Source organism: Bradyrhizobium sp., from assembly GCF_047605465.1.
Lineage (GTDB): Bacteria > Pseudomonadota > Alphaproteobacteria > Rhizobiales > Xanthobacteraceae > Bradyrhizobium.
Genome location: NZ_JASGFS010000009.1, coordinates 100247 through 122826, shown reverse-complemented (window position 1 = coordinate 122826; position 22580 = coordinate 100247). Strand labels below are relative to the sequence as shown.

Here is a 22580-nt window from a genome sequence, read left to right as displayed (position 1 = left end):
CGGAGGAAAGAATATGGCGCTGATGCGCAGGCAATCCCTGGTCAAGTTCGATGCGCCGCTATGCGAGACCATCGTCGACACGCCCAAGCCGCAGGGCCGCGAAGTGCTGGTGCGCATCGAGCGCTGCGGCCTTTGCCATTCGGATCTGCACATCCAGGACGGCTATGCCGATCTCGGCGGCGGCAAGAAGCTCGACACCACGCGCGGCATGACATTGCCCTTCACGCTCGGACACGAGATCGCGGGCGTGGTCGAGGAAGTCGGCTCCGAGGTGCCCGCCGGACTCGTCGGCGCGAAGAAGGCCGTGTTTCCCTGGATCGGCTGCGGCCAGTGCCGCGACTGCAAGAACGGCGACGAGAACCTCTGCGTCAAGCAGCGCTTCCTCGGCGTCTCCATCGACGGCGGCTTTGCCACCCACGTGCTGGTGCCGGATGCGAAGTACCTGCTCGATTACGATCCGCTGCCCGTCAACCAGGCCGCGACCCTGATGTGCTCGGGCGTGACGGCCTACGGCGCGCTCAAGCGCCTCGTCGACCGTCCGCGCCAGCGCAATCTCCTGCTGATCGGTCTCGGCGGCGTCGGCATGATGGGCCTGTCGTTCGCGCAGGCGATGTTCAAGCAGCCGATCACGGTCGCCGATCTCAGCCCGGCGGCGCGCGAGACCGCGCTGAAGAACGGCGCATCGGCCGCCTATGACCCGTCCGAGCCCGACGTGATCAAGCGCATCCTGAAGGAGACCGACGGCGGTTTCGACGAGGTCGTCGATTTCGCCGGCAACGAGAAGTCGATGGCGTTCGCGGTGGCGGTTGCCGCACGCGGCGGCAAGGTCGTGGTCTCCGGCCTGATGGGCGGCCAGTTCACGCTGCCGATGGTGCAATGGGTCTACAAGCGCCTCACCGTCGAGGGCTTCATGGTCGGCACGCTCGCCGAAGCCCAGGAGCTGATGGCGCTGGCGCGTGCCGGCAAGATCAAGCCGACGCCGATGCGCGAAGAGCCGATGGGCGACGTCCAGAAGTGGATCGACGAACTGCGTGCCGGCAAGGTGGTCGGGCGCATCGTGCTGAAGAACTGAGCTATTGAACTTCCGCGCGGCGGCGTGACGAACACGCCGCCGCGCATCTGCTCTCGAACGGTCGATGCGCGCAGCGCGCTCGACCCGCAATCAGGCGAACCGCGCCGAGACGGTGCCAAGCCCCGCGATATTCGCCTCGAACGCGTCACCGGGATTGACCGCGACCATCGGGCCGAGCGCCCCGGACAGCACGACCTCTCCCGCGCGCAAGGGGCGCCCCCTCCGCGCCAGTTCACCCGCGAGCCACGCCATCGCGTTCAGCGGATTGCCGAGACAGGCCGCTCCGGTCCCTCGCGAGACGATCTCCTCCCGCCTCGTCATCTGCATCTGGAGCGCGCGCAGGTCGAGACCATCGAGGCGACGGACGGGACCGCCCAGCACGAACAGCCCGGACGAGGCGTTGTCGGCAACGGTGTCGACGATGCCGATGTCCCAATTGCTGATCCGGCTGCCGACGATCTCGAGGGCGGGCATCGCATAGGCGACGGCGCGCATCACGTCGGCGACCGTCGGCGCCTCGACGTCGATGTCGCGATCGAGCAGGAACGCCACCTCGGCCTCGATCTTCGGCTGCAGCACGCGCTGCGCGCCGACAGGTTCGTCTTCCGCGACCGCCATGTCGGCGAACAGGACGCCGAAGTCGGGCCGGTCGACACCAAGCTGCTTCTGCACGGCGCGGGACGTCAACCCGATCTTGCTGCCGACCACGCGACGGCCCTCCGCCTCCCAATGCGCCGTGTTCTCCTGCTGGATGGCGTAGGCGGCATCGACGTCGAGCTCCGCCAATTGCGAGCGGATGGGCGCGATCGGCGTGCCGCCATAGGCCGCGCGGATCCGTGCGGCGAGCTCGCCGTGTCTGGTCTGCTGGGTCATCCGGAGATTCCTATGTGCCGGTTCGAAGGAAAGCGATGTGGAGCCGGTTGAACTGCTCGGCGTCCTCGAACTGGGGCCAGTGGCCGCAGCGGTTCATGACGACGAACTTCGAACCCGGGATCATGTCCGCGATCTGCTTGCCTTCCTCGGGCGTCGCGGTCGGATCGTGCGACGTCCAGACCACCATCGTCGGCGCCCTGATCGATCAGTATTGTTCGGCGGTAATCATGTTGGGTTGCCGGATCTCCATCTCCTGCAGGCACATGATCCGCTTCATCGTCTCGCCGAAGCCGGGCTGGGCGTAGATCGCCCTCCGCGTCTCGATCAGGTCGTTGGAGACCATGGATTTGTCGCACATCAGGAATTCGAGCCGCGCCTTGATCCGTTCCCAGGAAGGATCGGATGCGGCCTCGTTCGACAGGCTCTTCAGCCTCGCCATGACCTGGGGATGGGCCGTCCAGCCGCCCGCGGTATTGAGGACGAGCTTCTCGACCACGGCGGGATGATGCACGGCGAGATAGGTCGCGACCCAGCCGCCCAGCGATTCACCGCTGATCATCGCCCTGTCCCTGCCGAGGGTCTTGAGGACCGCGAGCACATGCTGCGCATAGTCTTTCACCTGGTAATCGATCGCGGGCTTGTCGGTCCAACCATGCCCGAGCATGTCGATGGCGACGAACCAGAAGTGATCGGCGTGCGATCCGAAGTTTCGGGAATAGGCCTCGGCATGGCCGCCGACACCGTGCAGCGCCAGGACGAGCGGCTTGGACGGATCGCCGGACTCGATGCAGCGGGTACGGATTCCGCCCGCATCGATGTAGTGCTGCCTGAAGGAAACGCCCCTCAGATCGGCCCAGACGCTCGAAGAGTTTTCAGGTCTCGTCTCACTCATGACGGAGTCTCGCTTGCTTGTTGTCAGGCGAACAGCGGCGTATCGCCGGACGTCGCCGGCGCGCGTCGTGTCTCTCGCGGAATCGCGGACAGGTTCGGCAGGTCGAGAACGGCGCGGATCGCAGCGCTCAGCCGCTTCTCGGCCTCCGCGGAATCGGATGTCCCCGCCTTGTCGCGCCAGGCCACCACGCCGTCGGGCCGCACCAGCAGCGCGCCGGCCTCCTCGATCTCGCGCACACGCTGCCACTCGCAGTACAGGTCCTGCGCGTCGGGCGAACCGGTCACGACGATCCGCAGGAACGGCAGGTCGATACGGCGCACCGCCTCCGTCCAGGCGGTCCCGGCGAGGCCGGTCACCACCGTGAAGAGGCCCTTGCCGGTCACGTCCAGCGTCGACATGCGCTTGCCGTCCGGGCCGACGAGCCATGCGTGCGGAATCTTGGCACCGGGGCGCGTCGTCGGCTGGTTGTAGAGGTCGCGGTCGCGCCGCCATTCCTCCGGCCCGTCCCCTTCGTCCGGAACAACGGCCGAGGATTCGTAGCGCTGATTCATCTCGACGCCCTGGGCATTGAACTCGGTCTGCTTGAGGTCGAGCGCGGCCTGGGCCGCCTTGCGCGCGGCGACGCCCTCCGGCCCCGGATCCCTGAAGCGAACGATCCCCGCAGCGACCGGGTTCTCCGCTCCCGGCACGCGGAAACAGGCGTTCAGCGGTGCGTAGTCGAGCCGTGATTGATTGGCACGCAGCACGACCTGCTTGCCGACGGGCGCCCGCTCCTGCGAATAGCTCTCCAGAAGCTTCGGGCCGGCCCAGCCTTTGACAACATAGGCGAGCTTCCAGCCGAGATTGTGCCCGTCCTGCACGCAGGTGTTGTTGCCCAGCCCGCTCGACGGCGGATGCCGGTGCACGGCATCGCCGCCGCACAGCACGCGTTCCTTCGAATATTGCGTCGCGTAGGCCTGGTTGATGTACCAGACCGACGTCCGCACGATGTCGGGCTCGATCGCGGGATCGCCGATCAATATCCGGATCTTCTCGCGCACATTGCTCTCGGAGAGATCGGGATCACCCTTGTTGATGTCGAAGCCCCAGCCGGCGATCCATTGCGTCCATGGCCGCACGGCGCGGAGAAGGCCCATGCCGATCTCGCCGAAGCTCGCATCCGGCGTGACGATCCAGTTCAGGATGCTGGGACGATGCTTGCTGTACCTGGAGAGATCCGCATTGAAGATCGTGTAGACGGTGCCCGCGCGTGCCATGCGGCCTTCGATGGGAAGTCCGAGATGCTCGACCACGGACGATCGCGCTCCATCGGCGCCGACCATGTATCGCGCGCGCACCGCGAACTCCCGTCCGTCCAGCCGGTCGCGCAGTGTGGCGGTGACGCCGTCCGCATCCTGCTCATGACCGACATATTCGGTGTTGAACGCGAAGGTCGCGCCCTTCTCGGCCGCCTTCTGGAACAGGATCGGTTCGAGCAAGGGCTGGATGATATCCACCATGCCGCACGGGCTTGCGCGCAGATAGTCGCCGCGGCGGTCATCCCCGGTCCCCCATGTCCGCATCCGGATGAGCTCGGGCCCGGCTAGGCTCGTGGTGAATGTCGTATCGCCCATCAACTCCCAGGGGCTGGCGTAGCGGGCCACGTCGTCCGACACGCCGAGATCCCGGAACACCTCGTTCGCGCGCTGGTTGGTGATATGCGCCCGCGGGCTGTCGGCCATCCAGTTGCCGCGCGACACGATGTGACAGCGCACGCCCGAATTCGCCAGCGCGAGCGCCGTTGTCGAGCCGGTCGGACCGGCTCCGATGATGAGCACGTCTGTTTGGTACATTGGTGTCTGCTCCGCGAGGCCCGCTTGCGCGCGGGACGGATCGGTCAATGAGCGGCGCCGTCCTGTCGGGCCGCCATCATCGCCATGCCGGCGATCCAGCCGGGGATCGCTTCGTAGAATTCCTGCTCCATGGTGAAGCGGCCCGCGGTCGAGAAGGCGCCGAACGCCGCCACCCATGCCAGGACCTCGTTGGCGCCGCGCCCGGCCGCCTCGCGCACCTTGCCGGTGTCGAGTGCATCGGCACGCCAGATCTGGCCGCTGCGCAGGATCTCCATGAACGCCTCGTCCCATTCGGGATTGAGCGGCATGCAGGGCCCCTTGCCGGCCTCAGCGAGAGCGCCCGCCTCGAGCACGCGCTTCTCGCGCGCCTGCCTGGCATCCGCGCTGGGATTGCGTCCGTCGATCAGACGCTCGCGGAGTTCCGGCGTCGCGTCCGCCATCGACGGCAACGGCGGATCGTGCGACAGCCCTCCCGACGCGGCGATCAGCACCCGCTTGCCCGACCGCATCGCGAAGCGGCCGACGGATTCGCCGAGCAGCCTGGCACGGCGGTAGGTCGGAATGGGCGGCGCTGCGGCGTTCACGAAGATCGGGAGGATGGGAACGGACCTGAAATCGCCAAGGATCGCCTCCCACATCTGGACGAAGCCGTGATCGACCGGCATGCGGTACGACAGCGCGACATCGAAATCCTCCGATCGCACATGGTCCAGGAGTTCGAGTGCCGTCTTTTCGGGAACATCCAGCGGGCCCGTTGCGCCGCCCCAGTCGCCGAGCGAAACCGCGCCCGCCCCCACGCAGAAGGACGGCATGAGATCGTAGAAGAAGCCGTTGAAGTGATCCGGCGCGAACTGGATCACGTAGTCCGGCGCGAACGCCTTCACGAAGGAGCCGAGGCGTTCGAACGCCGTTCGAACGCGTTGCTCGGTCTCGTTGCTGGCCGGTCCGCGGTACATGAGAGGCGTGTGGGATGCACAGACGATGGCGACTGACATGGCCGGTTTCCTTTCGAATGCCGGATGTGAGGATCGATCGGTTGCTCGCGTCTACTTCTTCACCAGAGGGCACGGACTCTCGGACAGCGGGCGATTGACGGTCTCGCCCGGCAGGGTCTGCACCACGTTGTAGAGGTCCCAGTCACCCTTGTTCTCGCCGGGCTTCTTGACCCGGAGCATGTACATGTCGTGGATCATCTTGCGGTCGGCGCGGATGTATCCGTCGGCCGCGAAGAAGTCGTGCACGCGCTCCTGTTCCATCTGCTTCATCACCGTCGGGGCGTCGTCCGTGCGCACCGCCCTGACCGCCTTGAGATAGTGCGCGACGGACGAGTAGACGCCCGCGTGGAATCCGGTCGGCATGATCTTGGCCTTCGCGTAGAACCGCTCGGCCCAGGCCCGTGTCTCGGGCGTACGGTCCCAGTAGAACGGCGACACTTCATAGGCGTCGTGCGCGATCTTGAGCCCGACGGCATGCACGTCCGTCAGCACGGACTGGAGCGGAACGATCTTGGCTTTCGCGCTCAGCCCGAACTCGTCCGCCTGCTTGAGCGCGGTCACCGTGTCGCCGCTCGATGCCGCGATCGCGATGACGTTGGCTCCGGCATTGGATGCGGTCAGCAGGAACGACGCGAAGTCGGACGTGTTCGGCGGAAATACGGAATTGCCGACCACCTGTCCGCCGTTGAGTTTCACCTGCTCCGACGTATCCCGCGAGAGGGCGTGACCATAGGCCTGGTCGACAGTCAGGAAATACCATTTGGAGCCGCCGGCCTCGGTCACGGCCTTCGCCGCGCCCTTCGCGAGATTGTAGGTGTCGACGGTCCACTGCACCGTCAGAGGCGAGCAGGCCTTGCCGTTGAAGTCCGACGAGGTCGACCCCGACAGCAGCATGATCCTGCTCTTCTGCGCAGCCATGTTCTGCACCGCTAAGCCGATCGGCGACCCCTGCATGTCGGCGATCGCATCGACACCCTCGACGTCGAACCACCGCGCGGCGATTTGCGATCCGACATCGGGCTTGCCCTGATGGTCAGCCGAGATCACCTCGACGTTGAGGTCCTTGCCGAAATCCTCGGCGGCCATCTCGGCCGCGATCACCGAGCCCCTGCCGTTCGCCATCGCGGTCGGGCCGGCGATATCGGTGAGCACACCGATCTTCACTTTGCCGTCGCTGATACTCTGCGCCATGGCCGGCGCCGCCAGGGCCGCAAGCCCGAGATACACGGCCGCCGACATGCCAAAACCCGAATGAGCCATCGTCTCCTCCCCCGTCGCTGTCCTGTTCGGACGTTGGGCGATGGATTGCCGCTCCTCGGGGTTGGATTCCATTGGAGTCTGTGAAATGTTCGCAGTGCGAACACACCAGGAAACCCATGCATCGCAACGTCAGGTCGCTGTCCCGTGGTTTGACCCTGATCGGCGAGCTCAGCGCGGGCGGGCCGTCGAGCGTCGTGCAACTCGCGAAGCGTACCGGTCTCAACCGGACGACGTGCTATCGCCTGCTCGAGACGTTGCAGGCCGACGGCTACGTCACGCTGGACGAGACCAACGCCCTGTTCAGCCTGACGCCGCTCGTCCGCACGCTGAGCGAAGGCGTGTCGACGCGTGACCTGTCGAGCCAGGCAGCCGTGCCCGCGATGTTCAGCCTTCTCAATGAGGTCTCCTGGCCGAGCGACTTCGGCGTCTTTGAACTCGGCGCCATGCTGATCCGGGAAAGCACCCACCCGTTCAGTCCGTTCTCGGTCCATCGATCCATGGTGGGCCATCGCCGGTCATTGTTGCGAAGCGCGCTCGGACGCGCGGTGCTTGCCGCCTCGCCGCCCGCGCTTCGGCGCGAGATGCTCGAGATGACCGCCGCGCTGGTCGAGGAGGACGCGGCGATGGCGCGCGACCGCCGCTACGTCGCCGACATCATTTCGCAGACGAGGAAGGACGGCTACGCATCGTCGGTTGGCGGCTCCGAGACCGGCATCAGCGCCATCGCACTGCCGATCCAGGCGGGCGGCCCCGTGCTCGGCAGCCTCAACCTGATCTTCTTCTCGTCGTCGATGACACCCGAGACCGCCGCACGGCGCTACCTGTCCAGCATGAAGCAGGCCGTCAAGGAGATCGAACGTCGTTGGTCGGCCGCGAACAAGGCGCGCGGTAAACTCGCGTGATCGATCGAGGATGACACGGCGGGCCGGTGCGGCGCGCATCGTCGGGCAAAACACCCTGTCAAGCGACCGCGCAAGATATATTCTTCTTTTCAGAATTTCGGATTTATAGTATCACCATCACGTTCGGCCCGTCAGAGGGGCGTTTCGCGATCGTCACGATACGCGGGCCGAATGCGGTGGACGCGGCAGCGTCGGCGCGAGGCGTGACGGCAGGGCGCAAAACGTGAGCTCGTCACCCGCGCGGCACGACACGGCGCCGTAACAGCGGCCTGGTCTGACGTCGGGAGCGGGCACGCGGCAGTTCCTGAAAGTCCGGCGAGGACGTCCGCGGACGGAGAAGTCGTGTGGTCCTGACGCCCGAATCCGGCGTCAAGTCCTGTGGTGGTGCGGGCCGTCCAACCGGGCATCCGCGCCAGCAATCGGCAGGATGACGGGGGCAATAGGGTTCGACTCCCCGGGGAGAGCACGAAGGACACCGTTAAAACCATCCGCGCAGGAAAGGCCGGGATGTACCGGCGAGACCTGTGATCACCCCCGTGTGCATTTCTCTCGCGCACGGTCGCGGGTGCCAGCCGGCACCCGGCCTTTCCTGCGCCCTTTGGTCTCCAGGGGCAAAAGAAAGCCACAGCAGAACTCGGGCCAACGGTCGCGAGAACGCGGGACCGTGTTCCCCACGCATCGATGAGCGCAGGCAGATCCGCCGGCGCGGAAACTCGGGAACCAGGACCGGGTGCAAGCAGGCGCGAGGCGAAAAAGCGGGATCTGGTGGCAGGGTGCCGCCGCGCAGGCCCGATTTAAGCCTCATCCTTTCCGGATTTGCGGCTCATTGCCACCTAACTCTTTGACAAGAAAGAGAGGGTATTGAGCTGCGTAATGCGTAACCGGGAGACCAGGATGGGCAACCGAACGGCGAGATTCATATCCACACTTGTCGCCAGCATCGTCGCGGGCGCACCCTTGGCAGCCGTGTCGCAGAACGCGCCGACCGCAGCGACCGCGCCAACCGCAGCAAATTCCACCGGTGACTGCCTTGCCTCGCCGAAGGGCATCGCTCCGCAGGGGCAGCATTGGTATTACCGTCTTGAACGCTCGACCAAGCGGCAATGCTGGTACCTGCGCGCCGAAGGCGCCAAGGCGACACAGAGCACACAGGCCACGGCCGCCGCACCGGACACGGATTCGACAGCACCGCAGACGGTGCAGAACGCGCACGCCGAATACATCGCGCCGCAAACCGGCGCCGCAGCGAGCAGGCCCAATATGGCCACGCCTGCGCCGGCGGCCGCTCCGGCCACCGCTCAGCAGCCGCCCGGCACCAGCGACGGCAAGGCCCAGCAGACCGACCTCGGCGCGCGCTGGCCGGATACCTCGACGACCGCTGCTTTGCCCGCACCGCAGCCGGCCCCTGCTCCGGCTCCGGCGGCCACCGACGCCCAGCCGAGCGCTCAACAGGCCCCGGCCGTCCCTGCTCCGCCGGCTCAGGCCGCCGCCGATGCGCCGGTCGACAAACCCACGGGATCGCTGCAGATGCTGCTGCTGGTGGTCGTCGGCGCGCTGGCGATCGCCGGCCTCATCGCCAGCATCATCTACCGCTTCGCGGGCTCCCGCGTTCAGGTCCAGGCCAACGACGGCCCGCGGCGCGTGAACTGGGACAATCGGGAACCGCAGAACTCGGACAACAATCGCGCACCCTGGCTCGACGGCGCCCTTGCCTCCGCGTCGCGCCCGCAAACGCGGCGTCCGGTCGATTTCGACATCGCGCGGCTGTCCTCCACGCGTCTCACCTCGACGCGTCTCACCGCGGTCAAGGCTGATCTCGATGCGCAGCCGGCTCGCGACGACGCGGCACCGGACCATCTCGACGAGGACATGATCGAAGCGATCGAGGTCGAAGCACCGGTGTCCCGGCTCGCAGCGGTCGATACCAGCGCCGAAGACGCTGAAGAACCGGCCGACGCCGACACGGTCGACGTCGATGCCATCACGGCGATACTGGAACGGCTGGCGAAGGAAGGGCCGCGATTGGCGCAGCCTAAGCCTGAAGCTGGCCTTGCAGACTCCGCACGAACCCAACGAGGCCAATCCGCCGCTCGCGCTTGAGGCGCTCGGCCTTCAGGATCGACTGCACCTCGGCGAAGGCTTCATCGACGTTGTGGTTGATGACGATGTAGTCGTACTCGGCCCAGTGGCTCATCTCGTGGCTGGCACGGCTCATGCGCTTGCGGATCACCTCGTCCGAATCCTGCGCGCGCGAGTGCAGTCGCTTCTCGAGATCGGCGGCCGACGGCGGCAGGATGAAGACACGAACCACGTCGACGCTGGCTTTCTGGTGCAGCTGCTGCGTGCCCTGCCAGTCGATGTCGAACAGTACGTCCTGACCGGCCGACAGCGCCGCCTCCACCGGAGCACGCGGCGTCCCGTAGAGATTGTCGAACACGGTGGCCCATTCGAGCAGTTCGCCCTGCTCTACCATCGTCTCGAACCTGGGCTTGCCGACGAAGAAATAGTCACGCCCCTCGACCTCTCCGGGGCGCATCTGACGCGTGGTCGCAGACACGGACATCTTCAGTCCGGGCTCCCGCTCGAGCAGCATCCGCGACAACGTCGTCTTGCCCGCGCCCGATGGCGAGGACAGCACGAACATCAATCCGCGCCGTTCGACACCGTCAGTTCCGTGACCGGCAGTCGTCATCGATCACTCCAGATTCTGGACCTGCTCGCGGAATTGCTCGACCACGTTCTTCATGGCGAGCCCGGTATTGGTCAGTTCGATGTCGTTCGACTTCGAGCAGCAGGTGTTGACCTCGCGGTGAAATTCCTGCGCCAGGAAGTCGAGCTTGCGCCCGATCGGGCCGCCCTTCCCGATCAGCTCGCGCGCCTGCGCGACGTGGGAGGCGATGCGGTCCAGTTCCTCGCGGATGTCGGCCCGCGTCGCGATCAGAATGGCCTCCTGCATAAGGCGATCGGCATCGAAGCGGTCGGAGGTGTCGAGCAGCGCGGCGATCTGCTCGGCGAGCCTCGCCTTGATCGCCTCGGGCTTGCGGCCCGGCGCGGCCTCCGCCTTGCCCGCCAGCACCTCGATCTCGTCTACCCGCTGGGTCAGGATCTGGCCGAGCGAGCTGCCCTCGCGCCTGCGCATCTCGACGAGATCGGCGAGCGCCTTGTCGAAGGCAGCGGCCGCCGCGGCACGCGCCGCCTTGTCCTCCTCCTCGTCGCCCTCGGGCTCGGCGACCTCGACGACGCCCTTGATCGCGAGCAGGCCGTCCACGCTCGGGGCCACCGCATCGACCTTGCCGGCGATCAAGGTGGCCGCCTTCAGCACGGCGGCGAGCACATCCTCGTTGATCCGCACGGAGGCGGCGGCGTTGGTGCGCTTGACGTTGAGATTGGCATAGACGGTGCCGCGCGACAGGACCTCGCCGGCACGCTTCTTGGCATAGGCCTCAAGCTCGTCGAACCCCTGCGGCAGCCGCACGCGCAGGTCAAAACCCTTGGCGTTGACCGACTTCAATTCCCATTCGAACGTATATGGCCCGCTAGCGCCGTGGCTGCGGGCAAAGCCGGTCATGGACGACAACGCCATCGGATAAGCTTCTCCGGACAAATGAGATTCGCGAGGCCATCAAGGCACGCGAATCTTAAGACTTTTTTGCATGAAAGTGGAAGCCGCAAAGTCCCGCAGGCAGACCTGCACGGGGCCTAGCGCTGAACCACCGGCGGCGACGGCTGCACCGCGCCCTGACGTGCCGGCGCCGGATTTGCGGGCCGAGCGGGCGGCTTCTTCTGCTGGGTCGGGCGCGCCGGCGTGGTCGCGGTCGGCGTGTCCGCGGCGGCGGGCGCAGCCGCGGCCGGCGGCGGCGCATCCTCGGCCGGCTCGACCGTGTCGTTCTGGATCTGCTTCTCCATCGCGCGCAGCTTGGCGACGTTCTTCTGATGCGCGTCGTAGGTTTCGGTGAAGGCGTGCCCGCCGGTGCCGTCGGCGACGAAATAGAGATCGCGGGTGCGGGCGGGATTGGCGGCGGCTTCGAGCGAAGCGCGGCCCGGATTGGAAATCGGTCCCGGCGGCAGACCGTCGATCACATAGGTGTTGTAGGGCGACGGCTGCGTGATTTCGCTGCGCTTGATCGGGCGGCCCAGCGTGCCCTTGCCGCCGACGAGGCCGTAGATGATCGTGGGATCGGACTGAAGCTTGATCTTCTGCTTCAGGCGATTGACGAAAACGGCCGCGACCCGGCTGCGCTCGTCCGGCTTGCCGGTTTCCTTCTCGACGATGGAGGCGAGCGTCACCAATTGCTCCGGCGTTTTGACCGGAAGGTCCTGGCTGCGGCGTTCCCAGATTTCGGCCAGCACGCGCTTGTGCGCCTGCTGCATGCGCTGGACCACCTGGTCGCGCGTCGTGCCGCGCGGGAACTTGTAGGTCTCCGGCAGGAGCGTTCCTTCACGCGGCAGTTCGCGCACGCTGCCGGTGAAGATGTCGTTGTCGGACAGCCGCGCCACGATCTGCTCGGAGGTCAGGCCTTCCGGGATCGTGACGGCGTGCTGCACCACCTTGCCCTCGACGATGGTAGCGATGACGTCGCGCAGCGAAGCGTTCTTCTGGAATGAATATTCACCCGGCTTCAGGTCCGAGCTCGCCTTCAGCGCCGCGACGCTGGCGATGAACACCCAGGGATTGACGTCCGTCACGCCTTCCCGGTTCAGCGTCTCGGCGATGTCGCGCTTGCCCGCGCGCTGCGGGATGTTGACGACCTTGTCTTCCTTGAGAGGGCCGGCAGCCTCAAGCACCTGGCGGCCGTAATAATAGACGGCGCCGGCGCCGATCATGGCGATCAGCAGAAGCGTGATGATGGCGTTGCCGACGACCACGAAGGGGTTGCGTGCCCGCTCCGACCGCTTCGGCGGCGGCGGGACCTGCTCGGGCTCCAGCGCAGCCCGCGGACTCCGGGGCGAAATGGGCGGCCTTTCACTCATCGAAGCAACCTGAATCCTGCCGGTTCAATCGCGGACAATCGCTTGTCCCGCCGATGCACGCGCCCACGGGTATGACTATCGCCGAATACGGCAAAACGGTGGATTCGTCCCGACCCAAATCAATTGACCAGGCGACGGACGATCACCGACGCATTGGTACCGCCAAAACCAAAAGAATTCGACAACGCGACGTTGACCTCGCGCTTCTTCGCGGTGTGCGGCACGAGATCGATCGCGGTCTCGACCGACGGGTTGTCCAGATTGATGGTCGGCGGCACGACATTATCGCGAATCGCGAGAATGGCGAAAATCGCCTCGATGGCGCCGGCCGCGCCGAGCAGATGGCCGGTCGACGATTTCGTTGAGGACATCGCGACCTTGGAGGCCGCATTGCCGAGCAAACGCTCCACCGCGCCGAGTTCGATCTCGTCACCGAGCGGCGTCGAGGTGCCGTGCGCGTTGATGTAGTCGAGATCGGAGGCCGTGAGGCCGGCGCGCTTCAAGGCTGCCGACATGCTGCGGAAGCCGCCATCGCCATCGGGTGACGGCGAGGTGATGTGGTAGGCATCGCCCGACAGGCCGTAGCCGACCACCTCGGCATAAATCTTCGCGCCGCGGCGCTTGGCATGATCGAGCTCTTCCAGGACGAGGACGCCGGCGCCCTCGCCCATCACGAAGCCGTCACGATCCTTGTCGTAAGGGCGCGAGGCCTTTTCGGGCGTCTCGTTGAAGCCCGTCGACAGCGCGCGGGCGGCGTTGAAGCCGGCAATGCCGATGCGGCTGATCGGCGATTCCGCGCCACCGGCGACCATGACGTCGGCATCGCCGAGCGCAATGAGGCGGGCGGCATCGCCGACCGCATGCGCGCCGGTCGAGCACGCCGTGACCACCGAATGATTAGGTCCCTTCAGCCCGTGGGCGATCGAGACATAGCCGGACGCGAGATTGATCAGGCGGCCCGGGATGAAGAAAGGCGACACCCGGCGCGGCCCGCGTTCCTTCAGGAGAATGGCGGTGTCGGCGATACCGTTGAGGCCACCGATGCCGGACCCGATCATGGTTCCGGTCGCGCATTTGTCTTCTTCGGTCTCGGGGTGCCAGTTGGCATCGTCGAGCGCCTGGCCCGCCGCCGCCATGCCGAAAATGATGAAGTCGTCGACCTTGCGCTGGTCCTTCGGCTCCATCCACGTGTCGGGATTGAAGCTGCCGTCGGAGCCGTCGCCGCGCACGACCGTGCAGGCGATCTTGGTCTGCAGGTCGGAGACATCGAAGCTCTCGATCCTGCGCGCACCACTCTCGCCGTTGAGAATGCGCTTCCAGGTCACGTCGACGCCACAGCCGAGTGGCGACACCATGCCGAGGCCCGTGACGACGACCCGCCTCATATCCGACAACTCCGCTTCGAAAGAATCACGGCGGATAACAAGAAACCGGCTGACCGCTGTGAAGCGGCCCGTCCGGTTTCAATGTTGTCCCCGCGAAATGAAGAGCCTTAGCTCTTCGCGTTCTTCTCGAGAAACTTGGTGGCGTCGCCGACGGTGAGAATCGTCTCCGCGGCGTCGTCCGGAATCTCGCAACCGAATTCTTCTTCGAACGCCATCACCAGCTCGACGGTGTCCAGACTGTCGGCGCCGAGGTCGTCGATGAAGCTCGCGTTGTCGACAACCTTCTCGGGCTCAACACCAAGGTGTTCGACCACGATCTTCTTAACCCGCTCGCCAATGTCACTCATTGCTTAACCTCGTGTTGTTCCCTGTAGACCCGACCCCCCGGGACGATACGAGCCGTCGTGGTCGTTTACTGCCTTCGCAATCGCTACGAACTTTAGATTGGCCCCATCCTAACCGATGCAGGGCCCGGCGAACGACGGCCAAGGCTCCGCATCGCCAATATACAGGGTTTCAAAAACCTGCAATGGCGTTCTTTGCCCATCCGTTGAAGGTCCGGTTATCACACTTCAACTGCCTTGACTACAAGCCTCATTTCGCTCCGGAAATGGCCGTTTGCCGCATCCCGCTCCACCCGCTTGTGGATGGCGGCGGGACAAGGCGTCAGACCATGGCCATGCCGCCGTTGACGTGGATCGTCTGCCCGGTGACGTAGCTTGCCTCGTTCGAACTCAGGTAGACGGCGGCCGCCGCGATGTCCTCAGGGGTGCCGAGTCGGGCTGCCGGAACCTTGGTCAGAATCGTTTCGCGCTGCTTGTCATTCAGCGCATCCGTCATCGGCGTCTTGATGAAGCCGGGCGCGATGCAGTTCGCGGTGACCCCGCGCTTGGCATATTCGGCGCCTAGCGTCTTGATCATGCCGATCAGGCCCGCCTTCGACGCGGTGTAGTTGCCCTGCCCCGGGTTGCCGGTCACACCGACCACCGAGGTGATCGCGATGATGCGGCCAAAGCGCTTGCGCATCATCAGCTTGGTGGCGGCGCGCGTGAGCCGGAAGGTCGCGGTCAGGTTGATGTTGATGACCTCGTCCCAATCCTCGTCGCGAAGCTGGACGAAAAGATTGTCACGGGTGATGCCGGCGTTGGCGACGAGGATATCGACCTGGCCCATCGCCGCTTCGGCGGCCGGCACCAGCGCCTCGACTTCGTCGGCCTTGGAGAGATTGCAGGGCAGCACGTGGGTGCGCTCGCCGAGCTTGCCGGCAAGCTCATCCAGCACTTCCTTGCGGGTTCCCGAAATCGCAACGGTGGCGCCCTGCGCATACAGCGCCTGCGCGATCGCACCGCCGATGCCGCCGGTCGCGCCGGTGACGAGCGCTTTTTTGCCAGTCAGATCGAACATGGATAACTCCCCTAGGCCTGCTTCGCGGCGGCCAATGCGTCCTTGGCAGCGGCAATATCGTTTGGTCCGCCGACGGCGACACCGACGGCACCATCCGCAATGCGCTTGACGAGACCCGTCAGCACCTTGCCCGCGCCGATCTCGAAGAAGCGGGTGACGCCCTGCCCGGCCATATAGGTCACCGACTCGCGCCAGCGCACCGTGCCGGTGACCTGCTCGACCAGACGGCGACGGATCTCGTCGGGATCGGTGATGGCGCTCGCCAGCACGTTCGAGACCAGCGGAGCGGCCGGCGCCCTGATGGTGACCTTCGACAGCGCCTCGGCCATCGCATCCGCGGCCGGCTGCATCAGCTTGCAATGGAACGGCGCGGACACCGGCAGCAGCATCGCGCGCTTGGCGCCCTTGCCCTTGGCGATCTCGACGGCGCGATCAACCGCCGCCTTGTCGCCGGAGACGACCACCTGCCCGCCGCCATTGTCGTTGGCGGCCTGACAAACCTGGCCCTGGGCCGCCTCGTTGGCGACCTCGATGGCCGCCTCGTAATCGAGGCCGAGCAGCGCGGCCATGGCGCCGACTCCGACCGGCACCGCTTTTTGCATCGCAAGACCGCGGGTGCGAAGGAGACGAGCCGTGTCGGAGATCGTCAGGCTGCCGGCCGCAGCCAGTGCCGAATATTCGCCGAGCGAATGACCCGCGACGAAAGCGGCGTCCCGCCCCACGGAAAAGCCGGCTTCGCTCTCCAGCACGCGGAGCGTGGCGACCGAAACCGCCATCAGCGCCGGTTGGGCGTTCTCGGTGAGCTGGAGGGTTTCAGCCGGGCCATCCCAGATCGTGGCCGTCAGCTTCTCCCCGAGCGCGGCGTCGACCTCGTCGAACACGGCGCGCGCCGCCGGAAAAGCGTCAGCGAGGGCCTTGCCCATGCCGACCGCCTGGGAACCCTGCCCAGGAAATGTGAATGCTGCCGTCATCGGCGCTCCCTGCTTGTCGAGCGAGATCTTTTTGGGAACCGGCAGCCAATGACGTGCGGCCGAAGCATTGGTTCCGGATCATGCTCCAAAGGGGGCCGTAGACACTGTCCAAGGCCGCGATGTCAAGCAGGGATGGCAGTTCGGGCGGGCATTCAATTGGGGATGCGGCCCTCAAAAGCCGCCGGCCGTCTGATTGGCGTCGACGTCCGCCCCTGCCCGCGCGCGGCGGGCACTGCTGACCAACTGACCGGGACGGTCGTCCTGGTCGGGCCGTGCCGTCGCCAGCCGCAGCACGGCGGCGTAGCCCGACTGCACCTCCATGCGCGCGGCATGGCGGCTTTCGCTCAGCAGGCGATGCACCTTCGGCAGATTGTAGCAGGGCACGTAGAACAGAAGATGATGCTCGAGGTGATAGTTCACGTAGTACGGCGCGATGAACAGACGCTCGAGAACGTTGGCGTGCGTGGTACGCGTGTTGCGCAAGGGATCGTTGCTGTCGGGCACGACGGCGTGCTCGGCGATGTTGCGGATGCGTGTGATGACCATCATCCAGGTCAGCAGCGGCACCAACCATAACAGCGGATAGGCCCACCACACGCCCGCCGCCGCGAGCATTGCGAACATCGCGGCGTTGACGAGGCATTGCGGGCCAAGCTTCTCCCAAAAATGCGCCACCCGCTGCCGCAACGACCAGTCCTTCGGGCCGAGCGCATTGAGCAATTGCGCCTTGCGCTGCTGGTAGCCGGTCTGTCCAGTGATGTCGCGGACGAACTTGCGGCGGTAGCTCAGCTTCGTGATCGGGAATGGTGCCGACAAAACGAGATCGGGATCGTCCTCCTGCTGGGTGCGCGCATGATGCTGAAGGTGATAGCGCCGATAGCTCCGCGTCTCCGCGAAGACCGGATAGGCACAGAACCATTGGCTCAGCGCGAGATTGGTCTTCTCGTCAGCGGACAGGCAACCATGGGCACCGTCATGCATGAGAATGGACAACCCGAGCTGGCGTGAGCCGATGATGGCGACCGCAAGGAGATAAGTGAGCGGGTTCGGCCACCACGCGACGAGCACGATCGCGCCGATGATCAGCGCCCAGGCGTGCGCGATCAGCGCGGCGCCTTTCCATGTCACGCGCTGGCGCACGTCGGCGAGTTGGTCCTCGGTCAGGAAATCACGGGCGCGCATGCGAAGTGCGGTCATGGCCTAACCCTCCCCGTTTTCGGTGGTCGACGGCTCACGGTCGCCGACGAGCCGCAGGCGCGCGGCATCGCCGGTGAATTTCGCCTGCTCGCCGAGCACGCGCAGCATCTCGGCGCATAGCGCATCCGGCGAACGCCCCATGGCGTAGCCTTCGAGGATGACGCCGATGGCGACGGCCCAGAATCGACGAGAGCTCTCGTCGGGTGAGCGCAGGGAGCGCCAGCCGTGCCGTGCGACCTGGCCCGCATAGGCGCGCGCGCCTTCGGCATGAAGACGCTCGACGGTACGCTCGACCAGGGGCGAGAGGTCCTGACGCCGCCGCGTCAGCGTCAGCGCCTCCGCGAAGAAGGCAACCGAATCGCTCGCCGTCACGGTCTCGGCCAGGGCACGGGAATATTCCTGCGGCGTCCGCGCCGTCAGCGCAGCCTGCTCGGTGGCCCGCGCCAGATACAGGAGCTCGCGGCAAGCGCATTCGACGAACAGCGCTTCCTTGGTGCGGAAGTAGTAGGTGATCTGACTCGGAAACGCATCCGCGGCCGCGGCGATGTCGGTGATCGAAGCGCCGGACAGTCCCCGCTCCCGGAACAGCGGGCTCGCCGCATCCAGGAGCTGCGAACGCATCCTGCGACCTGCCGAACGCGTGGCGCGGGCGGTATGCCTGGGGTCGCCATTTGTCGCCTCGGACGGCGCAGGGACCAGCTTTTTGGTCATTGGGGGCCTCTCCCCTGGTTTATTTGTATGACATACAAACAAATAAATCAAGCCGGCAGGATCGAGCCGCGATCAGTAAGGCCTGATGGTCGGATCGGCGCCACCCCCGTGACGGCCCGGGCGGCTAAACCTGACCTGCAACCTTGCCAAGCCGGCCAAAATCCGTATAAGGCGCTCATCCGCAGACCCCGGCCGGGAGCTGAACGGACGGTCTCAACAAGTCATTCGTGATTTTGCTGTGGCAGGGCCAGTCGGCCCGTCGTCCCGTGTTTCCGCCTTCTGAGCTTGATCCCAGAGTCCTTTCCGAAGGTCTCTTAAGGGTTTGACGCCGGGCGATGCGCCAACATGAGGAAAGGACTTCCATGCCTCTTTACGAGCATGTTTTTCTCGCGCGCCAAGACGCGAGCCCGCAGCAGGTCGAAGAGCTGACTGCGCAGATGACCGGTATCGTCGAAGGTCTCGGCGGCAAGATCACCAAGACCGAGAACTGGGGCGTACGCTCCCTCACCTACCGCATGAACAAGAACCGCAAGGCGCACTTCGTGCTGCTCAACATCGACGCGCCGTCCGCGGCGATCGCCGAGATCGAGCGCCAGGAGCGCATCAGCGAAGACGTGATCCGCTATCTCAGCGTCCGCGTCGAGGAGCTCGAGGAAGGCCCGTCCGCGATGATGCGCAAGGCCGATCGCGATCGCGATCGCGAGCGTGACGACCGTGGCGGCGGATTCCGCGGCGATCGTGAAGGTGGCTTCCGTGGCGACCGCGAAGGCGGTTTCCGTGGCGGTGACCGCGAGGGTGGCTTCCGCGGCGATCGCGGTCCGCGCCGTCCGCGCGAAGAAGCTGAAACCACGACGGATGCGGAGTAAGATCAATGGCTGAAGCTGGTGCACGCCGTCCGTTTTTCCGTCGTCGCAAGAGCTGCCCCTTCACGGGCGCGAACGCTCCGAAGATCGACTACAAGGACTCCAAGCTGCTGATGCGCTACGTCTCCGAGCGCGGCAAGATCGTGCCGAGCCGCATCACCGCGGTGTCCGCGAAGAAGCAGCGTGAGCTCGCCCGCGCCATCAAGCGCGCGCGCTTCCTGGGCCTGCTGCCCTACGTCATCCGCTAAGACGACCACTTTCGACCGGCGGCCTGCGCCGCCGGTCGCGACTTTCTGATTTCATAAGGCTTCCGGGTCGTCCGGTCGCCGATGGTTGGGGCGAGATGCCTCTAACCGCTCGAAGGGAGCGGGACAGCTGATGATGGCTTTTGGACTGATAGCCCTGATCGCCGGCGCTGCGTCGGCCCTGATGTTCGCCTCGATCGTTTCGGGCGCGCTGATCTCGCTCGTCCTGTTCTATCTCGCACCGCTGCCGCTCATGGTGGCCTCGATCGGCTGGGGGCCGCTTTGCGCGAGCCTCGGGGGCATCGCTGCCGCGATCGGCCTCGGCGCCCTGTTCGGCCTGCCCTACTGCCTCGCCTTCGCCGTCACGGTCGCGCTGCCGGCCTGGTGGCTCGGCCATCTGGTCCTGCTCGGCCGGCACGCGGCCGGCGTCTCGCCTGCCGCCGGCGCCGCGGCACAGGCCGAGCCTGACATCGAATGGTATCCGGTCGGCCGCATCCTGCTGTGGATCGCCGGCTTCGCCACACTGACCACGATCGCCGCCCTGCTCACGCTCGGGACCGATGCCGACACCATCACCGGCACGTTGCGACGTGGCCTGATGCGCATCCTCCGCGCCACCGACCCGCAGGCCTCGGGCGAGGCCGATCAGCTCGTCGACGCGCTGGTGCGCATCGCGCCGGCTGCCGCGACCGTCGTCTCGATGATGACGCTCACCCTCAATCTCTGGCTCAGCGCCAAGGTGACGGCGACGTCGGGCCGGCTGAGGCGCCCGTGGCCGGATCTGATGACGGCCGAACTGCCGTCGATGACGCTCGCCGTGCTTTGCGTCGCGCTCGCCTTCTGCTTCACCGGCGGACTGCTCGCGATCCTTGCGCAGATCGCGACGGCGGCGCTGATGATCGCCTACGCGCTGACCGGTTTCGCCGTGCTGCACACGCTGACCCTGGCGCTGAAGAGCCGCACCTTCTGGCTGGGCTCGACCTACGCCGTCGTCCTCGTGTTTGGCTGGCCGGTGATCGCAATGGTGATCCTCGGTCTCGCCGACGCCGTGTTCGGCTTTCGCGAACGATTCCTGCGCAACCGGCAACCGCCGCCTTTGCCGACCCCTTAAGTCCAACCCTGAAACTGAAACTCAAAGCACATCAAAGGAGAACGAATATGGAAGTCATTTTGCTGGAACGCGTCAACAAGCTCGGTCAGATGGGCGAAGTCGTGAAGGTTCGCGACGGCTATGCCCGCAATTTCCTGCTCAAGCGCGGCAAGGCGCTGCGCGCCACGGCTGACAACCGCGCCCGGTACGACGGCATGAAGGCCGATCTCGAGGCCCGCAACCTGCAGGCCAAGGGCGAGGCATCCAAGGTCGCCGAGAAGATCGAGGGCAAGAACATCATCGTGATCCGTCAGGCCTCCGAAGCCGGCCAGCTCTTCGGCTCGGTCACGGTGCGCGACGTCGTCGCCGCCTTCGAAGCCGACGGCGTTTCGCTCGCCCGTCCGCAGGTGCAGCTCGATGCGCCGATCAAGACCATCGGCAAGCACAGCATCACCGTCGCCGTGCACCCCGAGGTCGAGATCGAAGTGACCGTGACGGTCGCGCGCAGCCAGGAGGAGGCCGAGCGCATCAACCGCGGCGAGGATATCTCGACCCGCAACGAGGATCGCGATGCGGCCGCCGAGGCGATCGCCGCCGCCGGCGAGTTCTTCGATCCGGAAGCCCAGCACGACGACGTCGAGCCGGCGCCGGCTGCGGACGAGACCGAGAAGTAAGCTTCGCGTCCACGCGCAAAACAAAGCCCGGCTGCCTCAGGCAGCCGGGCTTTTCGTTGTCTTGGCGACGTCCTCGCTCAGGATCGTGGTCGAGGCGAGGATGCCTGCCTATCGCGAGATCGGCGGAGCGGGCGGACCACCGGACGCGTCGGCCGGTGCAGGCGTCGGAGCCGCAGCGGTCGCAGGCCGCGCCGGCTCTTGCGGCTTGGCTGCCGGCTCGGAGCTACCGCTCGTCGTGGACTCTGCCGGCTTGGCAGCCGGAGCTTCGGCGGGCTTCGCCGTGGGAGGCGGGGCCGGCGTGACCGGCGGCACGGGATCCGGCCGCGCGGCCGGAGCCGCGCCGGCGCTCGGCTCGACCTTCACGCTGTCAGGCTTCGCCTCGGCCGGCTTTTCGGTCGCCTTGCTGCTCTCGGACCTGGGCTCGTCGGCCTTGACGCTGTCGGATTTCGGCTCGGCCTTCTTGTCGTCGGCCGCCGGAGCGGCTGTATCGACCTTCGGCGCCTCGTCGGTCTCGGGCTTGCCACGCTTGCTCAAGCGCTTGGACTTGCGCCCCTCGCCGGCGGCCGCCTCACCTTCCCTCGCGCCCTCCTCGTTCGGCCGCGCCTGGCGCTTCTGGCGTGCGCCTTCGGGTCCCGGAGCGGCGCCTTCGCCCTCCGGCCTGGCGGCCTCCTGCGAGCGCTGGCGACGGCCCTGATGTTCGGAGCCCTGCGCTGGATTGGTGTTGGCGTCCTTCTCCTTGGCGCCTTCCTTCTTGTCCTTGCCGTCCTTCCCGTCCTTGGCCTGGTAGCGGGTGTCCGTCGCGCCGTTGGACACGAGATAGGATGCAAGGACGCCCGCCATGTCCGAGCTCGTGGTGTAGTGCTGGCGGAGGAAGCCCGGCAGCGATCCCGGCGCAACCGTCTTCAACAGACCACGCGGGCTCTTGTGGCACGCATTGCAGGTCTGCGCGAACAGCTGGGACGGGGTTTTGCCGGCTTCGAGGTTCTGCGCCTGTGCATTTGCGGCATCGGTCGCGCCGAAGCCGATCAGAAGCAATACCGTCGCGAGGCTGAGCGCTCGGCTCGACATTCCCGTCATCTCCATTGAAAAACTGCAGGCGCGCACCGGCATCCGGCGCGGCGGCGGTCACCTTTTAGCCGATTGTGTCGCGAATGGAAGCAGGCTCGTACGCAAGGATGCGATCCCGCGATTTTCGAATATCGGCTTTGAACACAGCGCAATAGCGGGGCCGCAACGCGCCACC

General features: G+C 66.0%; 23 protein-coding genes. 7 read left to right on the top strand and 16 right to left on the bottom strand.

Translation table 11 applies throughout. From position 1 onward, the window contains the following. Nucleotides 1-13: 13 nt before the first annotated feature. The gene (locus tag QM712_RS11370) at nt 14-1072 is read left to right on the top strand and encodes an alcohol dehydrogenase (protein WP_415023189.1); all 1059 of its coding nucleotides are present in this window, start codon (nt 14-16) and stop codon (nt 1070-1072) included. Between the two features lie 90 nt (nt 1073-1162). Here QM712_RS11370 and mhpD read toward each other — a convergent pair whose 3' ends face one another. From mhpD to QM712_RS11340, 6 genes are read right to left on the bottom strand one after another with little or no spacing between them, the layout of a single operon-like run. Continuing rightward, on the bottom strand, nt 1163-1945 hold the full coding sequence (mhpD, locus tag QM712_RS11365; protein WP_415023188.1) for a 2-keto-4-pentenoate hydratase: 783 nt from the start codon (nt 1943-1945) through the stop codon (nt 1163-1165). Between the two features lie 10 nt (nt 1946-1955). After that, nucleotides 1956-2147 carry an alpha/beta fold hydrolase gene (locus QM712_RS11360; protein ID WP_415023226.1) on the bottom strand — a complete coding sequence of 64 codons (192 nt, stop codon included), beginning with the start codon at nt 2145-2147 and terminating at the stop codon, nt 1956-1958. A 3-nt stretch (nt 2148-2150) separates the two neighbouring features. Beyond that, nucleotides 2151-2837 (bottom strand): alpha/beta fold hydrolase, encoded by a 687-nt coding sequence (locus QM712_RS11355; protein WP_415023187.1) that lies wholly within the window; start codon nt 2835-2837, stop codon nt 2151-2153. Nucleotides 2838-2860: 23 nt separating this feature from the next. Beyond that, nucleotides 2861-4669, bottom strand: a complete 1809-nt coding sequence (locus tag QM712_RS11350) for an FAD-dependent monooxygenase (protein WP_415023186.1) — start codon at nt 4667-4669, stop codon at nt 2861-2863. A 44-nt stretch (nt 4670-4713) separates the two neighbouring features. After that, entirely contained in the window at nt 4714-5664 is a 951-nt protein-coding gene (locus QM712_RS11345; RefSeq protein WP_415023185.1) for a 3-carboxyethylcatechol 2,3-dioxygenase, read from the bottom strand. 51 nt (nt 5665-5715) lie between these two features. Next, the gene (locus QM712_RS11340; protein WP_415023184.1) at nt 5716-6924 is read right to left on the bottom strand and encodes an ABC transporter substrate-binding protein; all 1209 of its coding nucleotides are present in this window, start codon (nt 6922-6924) and stop codon (nt 5716-5718) included. Nucleotides 6925-7040: 116 nt separating this feature from the next. Between QM712_RS11340 and QM712_RS11335 the strand changes: the two genes are divergently transcribed. Both QM712_RS11335 and QM712_RS11330 read left to right on the top strand, forming a co-directional pair. Further along, nucleotides 7041-7826 (top strand): IclR family transcriptional regulator C-terminal domain-containing protein, encoded by a 786-nt coding sequence (locus QM712_RS11335; protein ID WP_415023183.1) that lies wholly within the window; start codon nt 7041-7043, stop codon nt 7824-7826. A gap of 894 nt (nt 7827-8720) precedes the next feature. After that, a complete protein-coding gene (locus QM712_RS11330; RefSeq protein ID WP_415023182.1) occupies nt 8721-9926 on the top strand; it encodes a hypothetical protein in 1206 nt (401 codons plus the stop codon). On the opposite strand, the gene gmk is transcribed toward QM712_RS11330, so the two are convergent. The 9 genes from gmk to QM712_RS11285 form a co-directional block, all read right to left on the bottom strand. Then, nucleotides 9859-10518, bottom strand: coding sequence for a guanylate kinase (gmk, locus tag QM712_RS11325; protein ID WP_415023181.1), 660 nt, complete (start codon nt 10516-10518; stop codon nt 9859-9861). The two genes, QM712_RS11330 and gmk, sit on opposite strands and share 68 nt — an antisense overlap. Nucleotides 10519-10521: 3 nt before the next feature. Continuing rightward, nucleotides 10522-11409, bottom strand: a complete 888-nt coding sequence (locus QM712_RS11320) for a YicC/YloC family endoribonuclease (RefSeq protein ID WP_415023180.1) — start codon at nt 11407-11409, stop codon at nt 10522-10524. A 116-nt stretch (nt 11410-11525) separates the two neighbouring features. Next, entirely contained in the window at nt 11526-12797 is a 1272-nt protein-coding gene (mltG, locus tag QM712_RS11315; RefSeq protein WP_415023179.1) for an endolytic transglycosylase MltG, read from the bottom strand. Nucleotides 12798-12916: 119 nt separating this feature from the next. Continuing rightward, nucleotides 12917-14182 (bottom strand): beta-ketoacyl-ACP synthase II, encoded by a 1266-nt coding sequence (fabF, locus tag QM712_RS11310; RefSeq protein ID WP_415023178.1) that lies wholly within the window; start codon nt 14180-14182, stop codon nt 12917-12919. A gap of 107 nt (nt 14183-14289) precedes the next feature. Beyond that, nucleotides 14290-14529 carry an acyl carrier protein gene (locus tag QM712_RS11305; protein WP_008551805.1) on the bottom strand — a complete coding sequence of 80 codons (240 nt, stop codon included), beginning with the start codon at nt 14527-14529 and terminating at the stop codon, nt 14290-14292. Nucleotides 14530-14848: 319 nt separating this feature from the next. Then, complete coding sequence (fabG, locus tag QM712_RS11300) at nt 14849-15586, bottom strand: 3-oxoacyl-[acyl-carrier-protein] reductase (protein ID WP_415023177.1); 738 nt, start codon at nt 15584-15586, stop codon at nt 14849-14851. 11 nt (nt 15587-15597) lie between these two features. Further along, nucleotides 15598-16557, bottom strand: a complete 960-nt coding sequence (gene fabD / locus QM712_RS11295; protein ID WP_415023176.1) for an ACP S-malonyltransferase — start codon at nt 16555-16557, stop codon at nt 15598-15600. A 171-nt stretch (nt 16558-16728) separates the two neighbouring features. Next, nucleotides 16729-17754, bottom strand: a complete 1026-nt coding sequence (locus QM712_RS11290) for a fatty acid desaturase family protein (protein ID WP_415023175.1) — start codon at nt 17752-17754, stop codon at nt 16729-16731. Nucleotides 17755-17757: 3 nt separating this feature from the next. Next, nucleotides 17758-18465 (bottom strand): TetR/AcrR family transcriptional regulator C-terminal domain-containing protein, encoded by a 708-nt coding sequence (locus QM712_RS11285; RefSeq protein WP_415023174.1) that lies wholly within the window; start codon nt 18463-18465, stop codon nt 17758-17760. 362 nt (nt 18466-18827) lie between these two features. Between QM712_RS11285 and rpsF the strand changes: the two genes are divergently transcribed. From rpsF to rplI, 4 genes are all read left to right on the top strand, one after another. Further along, on the top strand, nt 18828-19331 hold the full coding sequence (rpsF, locus tag QM712_RS11280) for a 30S ribosomal protein S6 (protein ID WP_415023173.1): 504 nt from the start codon (nt 18828-18830) through the stop codon (nt 19329-19331). Between the two features lie 5 nt (nt 19332-19336). Continuing rightward, nucleotides 19337-19576: a 30S ribosomal protein S18 gene (gene rpsR / locus QM712_RS11275; protein ID WP_007592020.1), complete on the top strand. Its 240-nt coding sequence runs from the start codon at nt 19337-19339 to the stop codon at nt 19574-19576. A 130-nt stretch (nt 19577-19706) separates the two neighbouring features. After that, nucleotides 19707-20684, top strand: coding sequence for a hypothetical protein (locus QM712_RS11270; RefSeq protein ID WP_415023172.1), 978 nt, complete (start codon nt 19707-19709; stop codon nt 20682-20684). A gap of 47 nt (nt 20685-20731) precedes the next feature. Further along, entirely contained in the window at nt 20732-21337 is a 606-nt protein-coding gene (gene rplI, locus QM712_RS11265; protein WP_415023171.1) for a 50S ribosomal protein L9, read from the top strand. 108 nt (nt 21338-21445) lie between these two features. Here the strand turns inward: rplI and QM712_RS11260 are convergent, their stop codons facing one another. Beyond that, nucleotides 21446-22405: a hypothetical protein gene (locus QM712_RS11260; RefSeq protein ID WP_415023170.1), complete on the bottom strand. Its 960-nt coding sequence runs from the start codon at nt 22403-22405 to the stop codon at nt 21446-21448. Nucleotides 22406-22580 lie beyond the last annotated feature (175 nt).

What these genes read in the sequence shown, in the direction of transcription:
- mltG (WP_415023179.1), bottom strand. Translation starts at nt 12,797, where the DNA reads ATGAGTGAAAGGCCGCCCATTTCGCCCCGGAGTCCGCGGGCTGCGCTG.
- QM712_RS11270 (WP_415023172.1), top strand. Translation starts at nt 19,707, where the DNA reads ATGATGGCTTTTGGACTGATAGCCCTGATCGCCGGCGCTGCGTCGGCC.
- rplI (WP_415023171.1), top strand. Translation starts at nt 20,732, where the DNA reads ATGGAAGTCATTTTGCTGGAACGCGTCAACAAGCTCGGTCAGATGGGC.
- fabD (WP_415023176.1), bottom strand. Translation starts at nt 16,557, where the DNA reads ATGACGGCAGCATTCACATTTCCTGGGCAGGGTTCCCAGGCGGTCGGC.
- fabG (WP_415023177.1), bottom strand. Translation starts at nt 15,586, where the DNA reads ATGTTCGATCTGACTGGCAAAAAAGCGCTCGTCACCGGCGCGACCGGC.
- fabF (WP_415023178.1), bottom strand. Translation starts at nt 14,182, where the DNA reads ATGAGGCGGGTCGTCGTCACGGGCCTCGGCATGGTGTCGCCACTCGGC.
- QM712_RS11370 (WP_415023189.1), top strand. Translation starts at nt 14, where the DNA reads ATGGCGCTGATGCGCAGGCAATCCCTGGTCAAGTTCGATGCGCCGCTA.
- mhpD (WP_415023188.1), bottom strand. Translation starts at nt 1,945, where the DNA reads ATGACCCAGCAGACCAGACACGGCGAGCTCGCCGCACGGATCCGCGCG.
- QM712_RS11350 (WP_415023186.1), bottom strand. Translation starts at nt 4,669, where the DNA reads ATGTACCAAACAGACGTGCTCATCATCGGAGCCGGTCCGACCGGCTCG.
- QM712_RS11305 (WP_008551805.1), bottom strand. Translation starts at nt 14,529, where the DNA reads ATGAGTGACATTGGCGAGCGGGTTAAGAAGATCGTGGTCGAACACCTT.
- QM712_RS11340 (WP_415023184.1), bottom strand. Translation starts at nt 6,924, where the DNA reads ATGGCTCATTCGGGTTTTGGCATGTCGGCGGCCGTGTATCTCGGGCTT.
- QM712_RS11345 (WP_415023185.1), bottom strand. Translation starts at nt 5,664, where the DNA reads ATGTCAGTCGCCATCGTCTGTGCATCCCACACGCCTCTCATGTACCGC.
- QM712_RS11320 (WP_415023180.1), bottom strand. Translation starts at nt 11,409, where the DNA reads ATGGCGTTGTCGTCCATGACCGGCTTTGCCCGCAGCCACGGCGCTAGC.
- QM712_RS11290 (WP_415023175.1), bottom strand. Translation starts at nt 17,754, where the DNA reads ATGACCGCACTTCGCATGCGCGCCCGTGATTTCCTGACCGAGGACCAA.
- rpsR (WP_007592020.1), top strand. Translation starts at nt 19,337, where the DNA reads ATGGCTGAAGCTGGTGCACGCCGTCCGTTTTTCCGTCGTCGCAAGAGC.
- QM712_RS11260 (WP_415023170.1), bottom strand. Translation starts at nt 22,405, where the DNA reads ATGTCGAGCCGAGCGCTCAGCCTCGCGACGGTATTGCTTCTGATCGGC.
- gmk (WP_415023181.1), bottom strand. Translation starts at nt 10,518, where the DNA reads ATGACGACTGCCGGTCACGGAACTGACGGTGTCGAACGGCGCGGATTG.
- QM712_RS11355 (WP_415023187.1), bottom strand. Translation starts at nt 2,837, where the DNA reads ATGAGTGAGACGAGACCTGAAAACTCTTCGAGCGTCTGGGCCGATCTG.
- rpsF (WP_415023173.1), top strand. Translation starts at nt 18,828, where the DNA reads ATGCCTCTTTACGAGCATGTTTTTCTCGCGCGCCAAGACGCGAGCCCG.
- QM712_RS11285 (WP_415023174.1), bottom strand. Translation starts at nt 18,465, where the DNA reads ATGACCAAAAAGCTGGTCCCTGCGCCGTCCGAGGCGACAAATGGCGAC.
- QM712_RS11335 (WP_415023183.1), top strand. Translation starts at nt 7,041, where the DNA reads ATGCATCGCAACGTCAGGTCGCTGTCCCGTGGTTTGACCCTGATCGGC.
- QM712_RS11330 (WP_415023182.1), top strand. Translation starts at nt 8,721, where the DNA reads ATGGGCAACCGAACGGCGAGATTCATATCCACACTTGTCGCCAGCATC.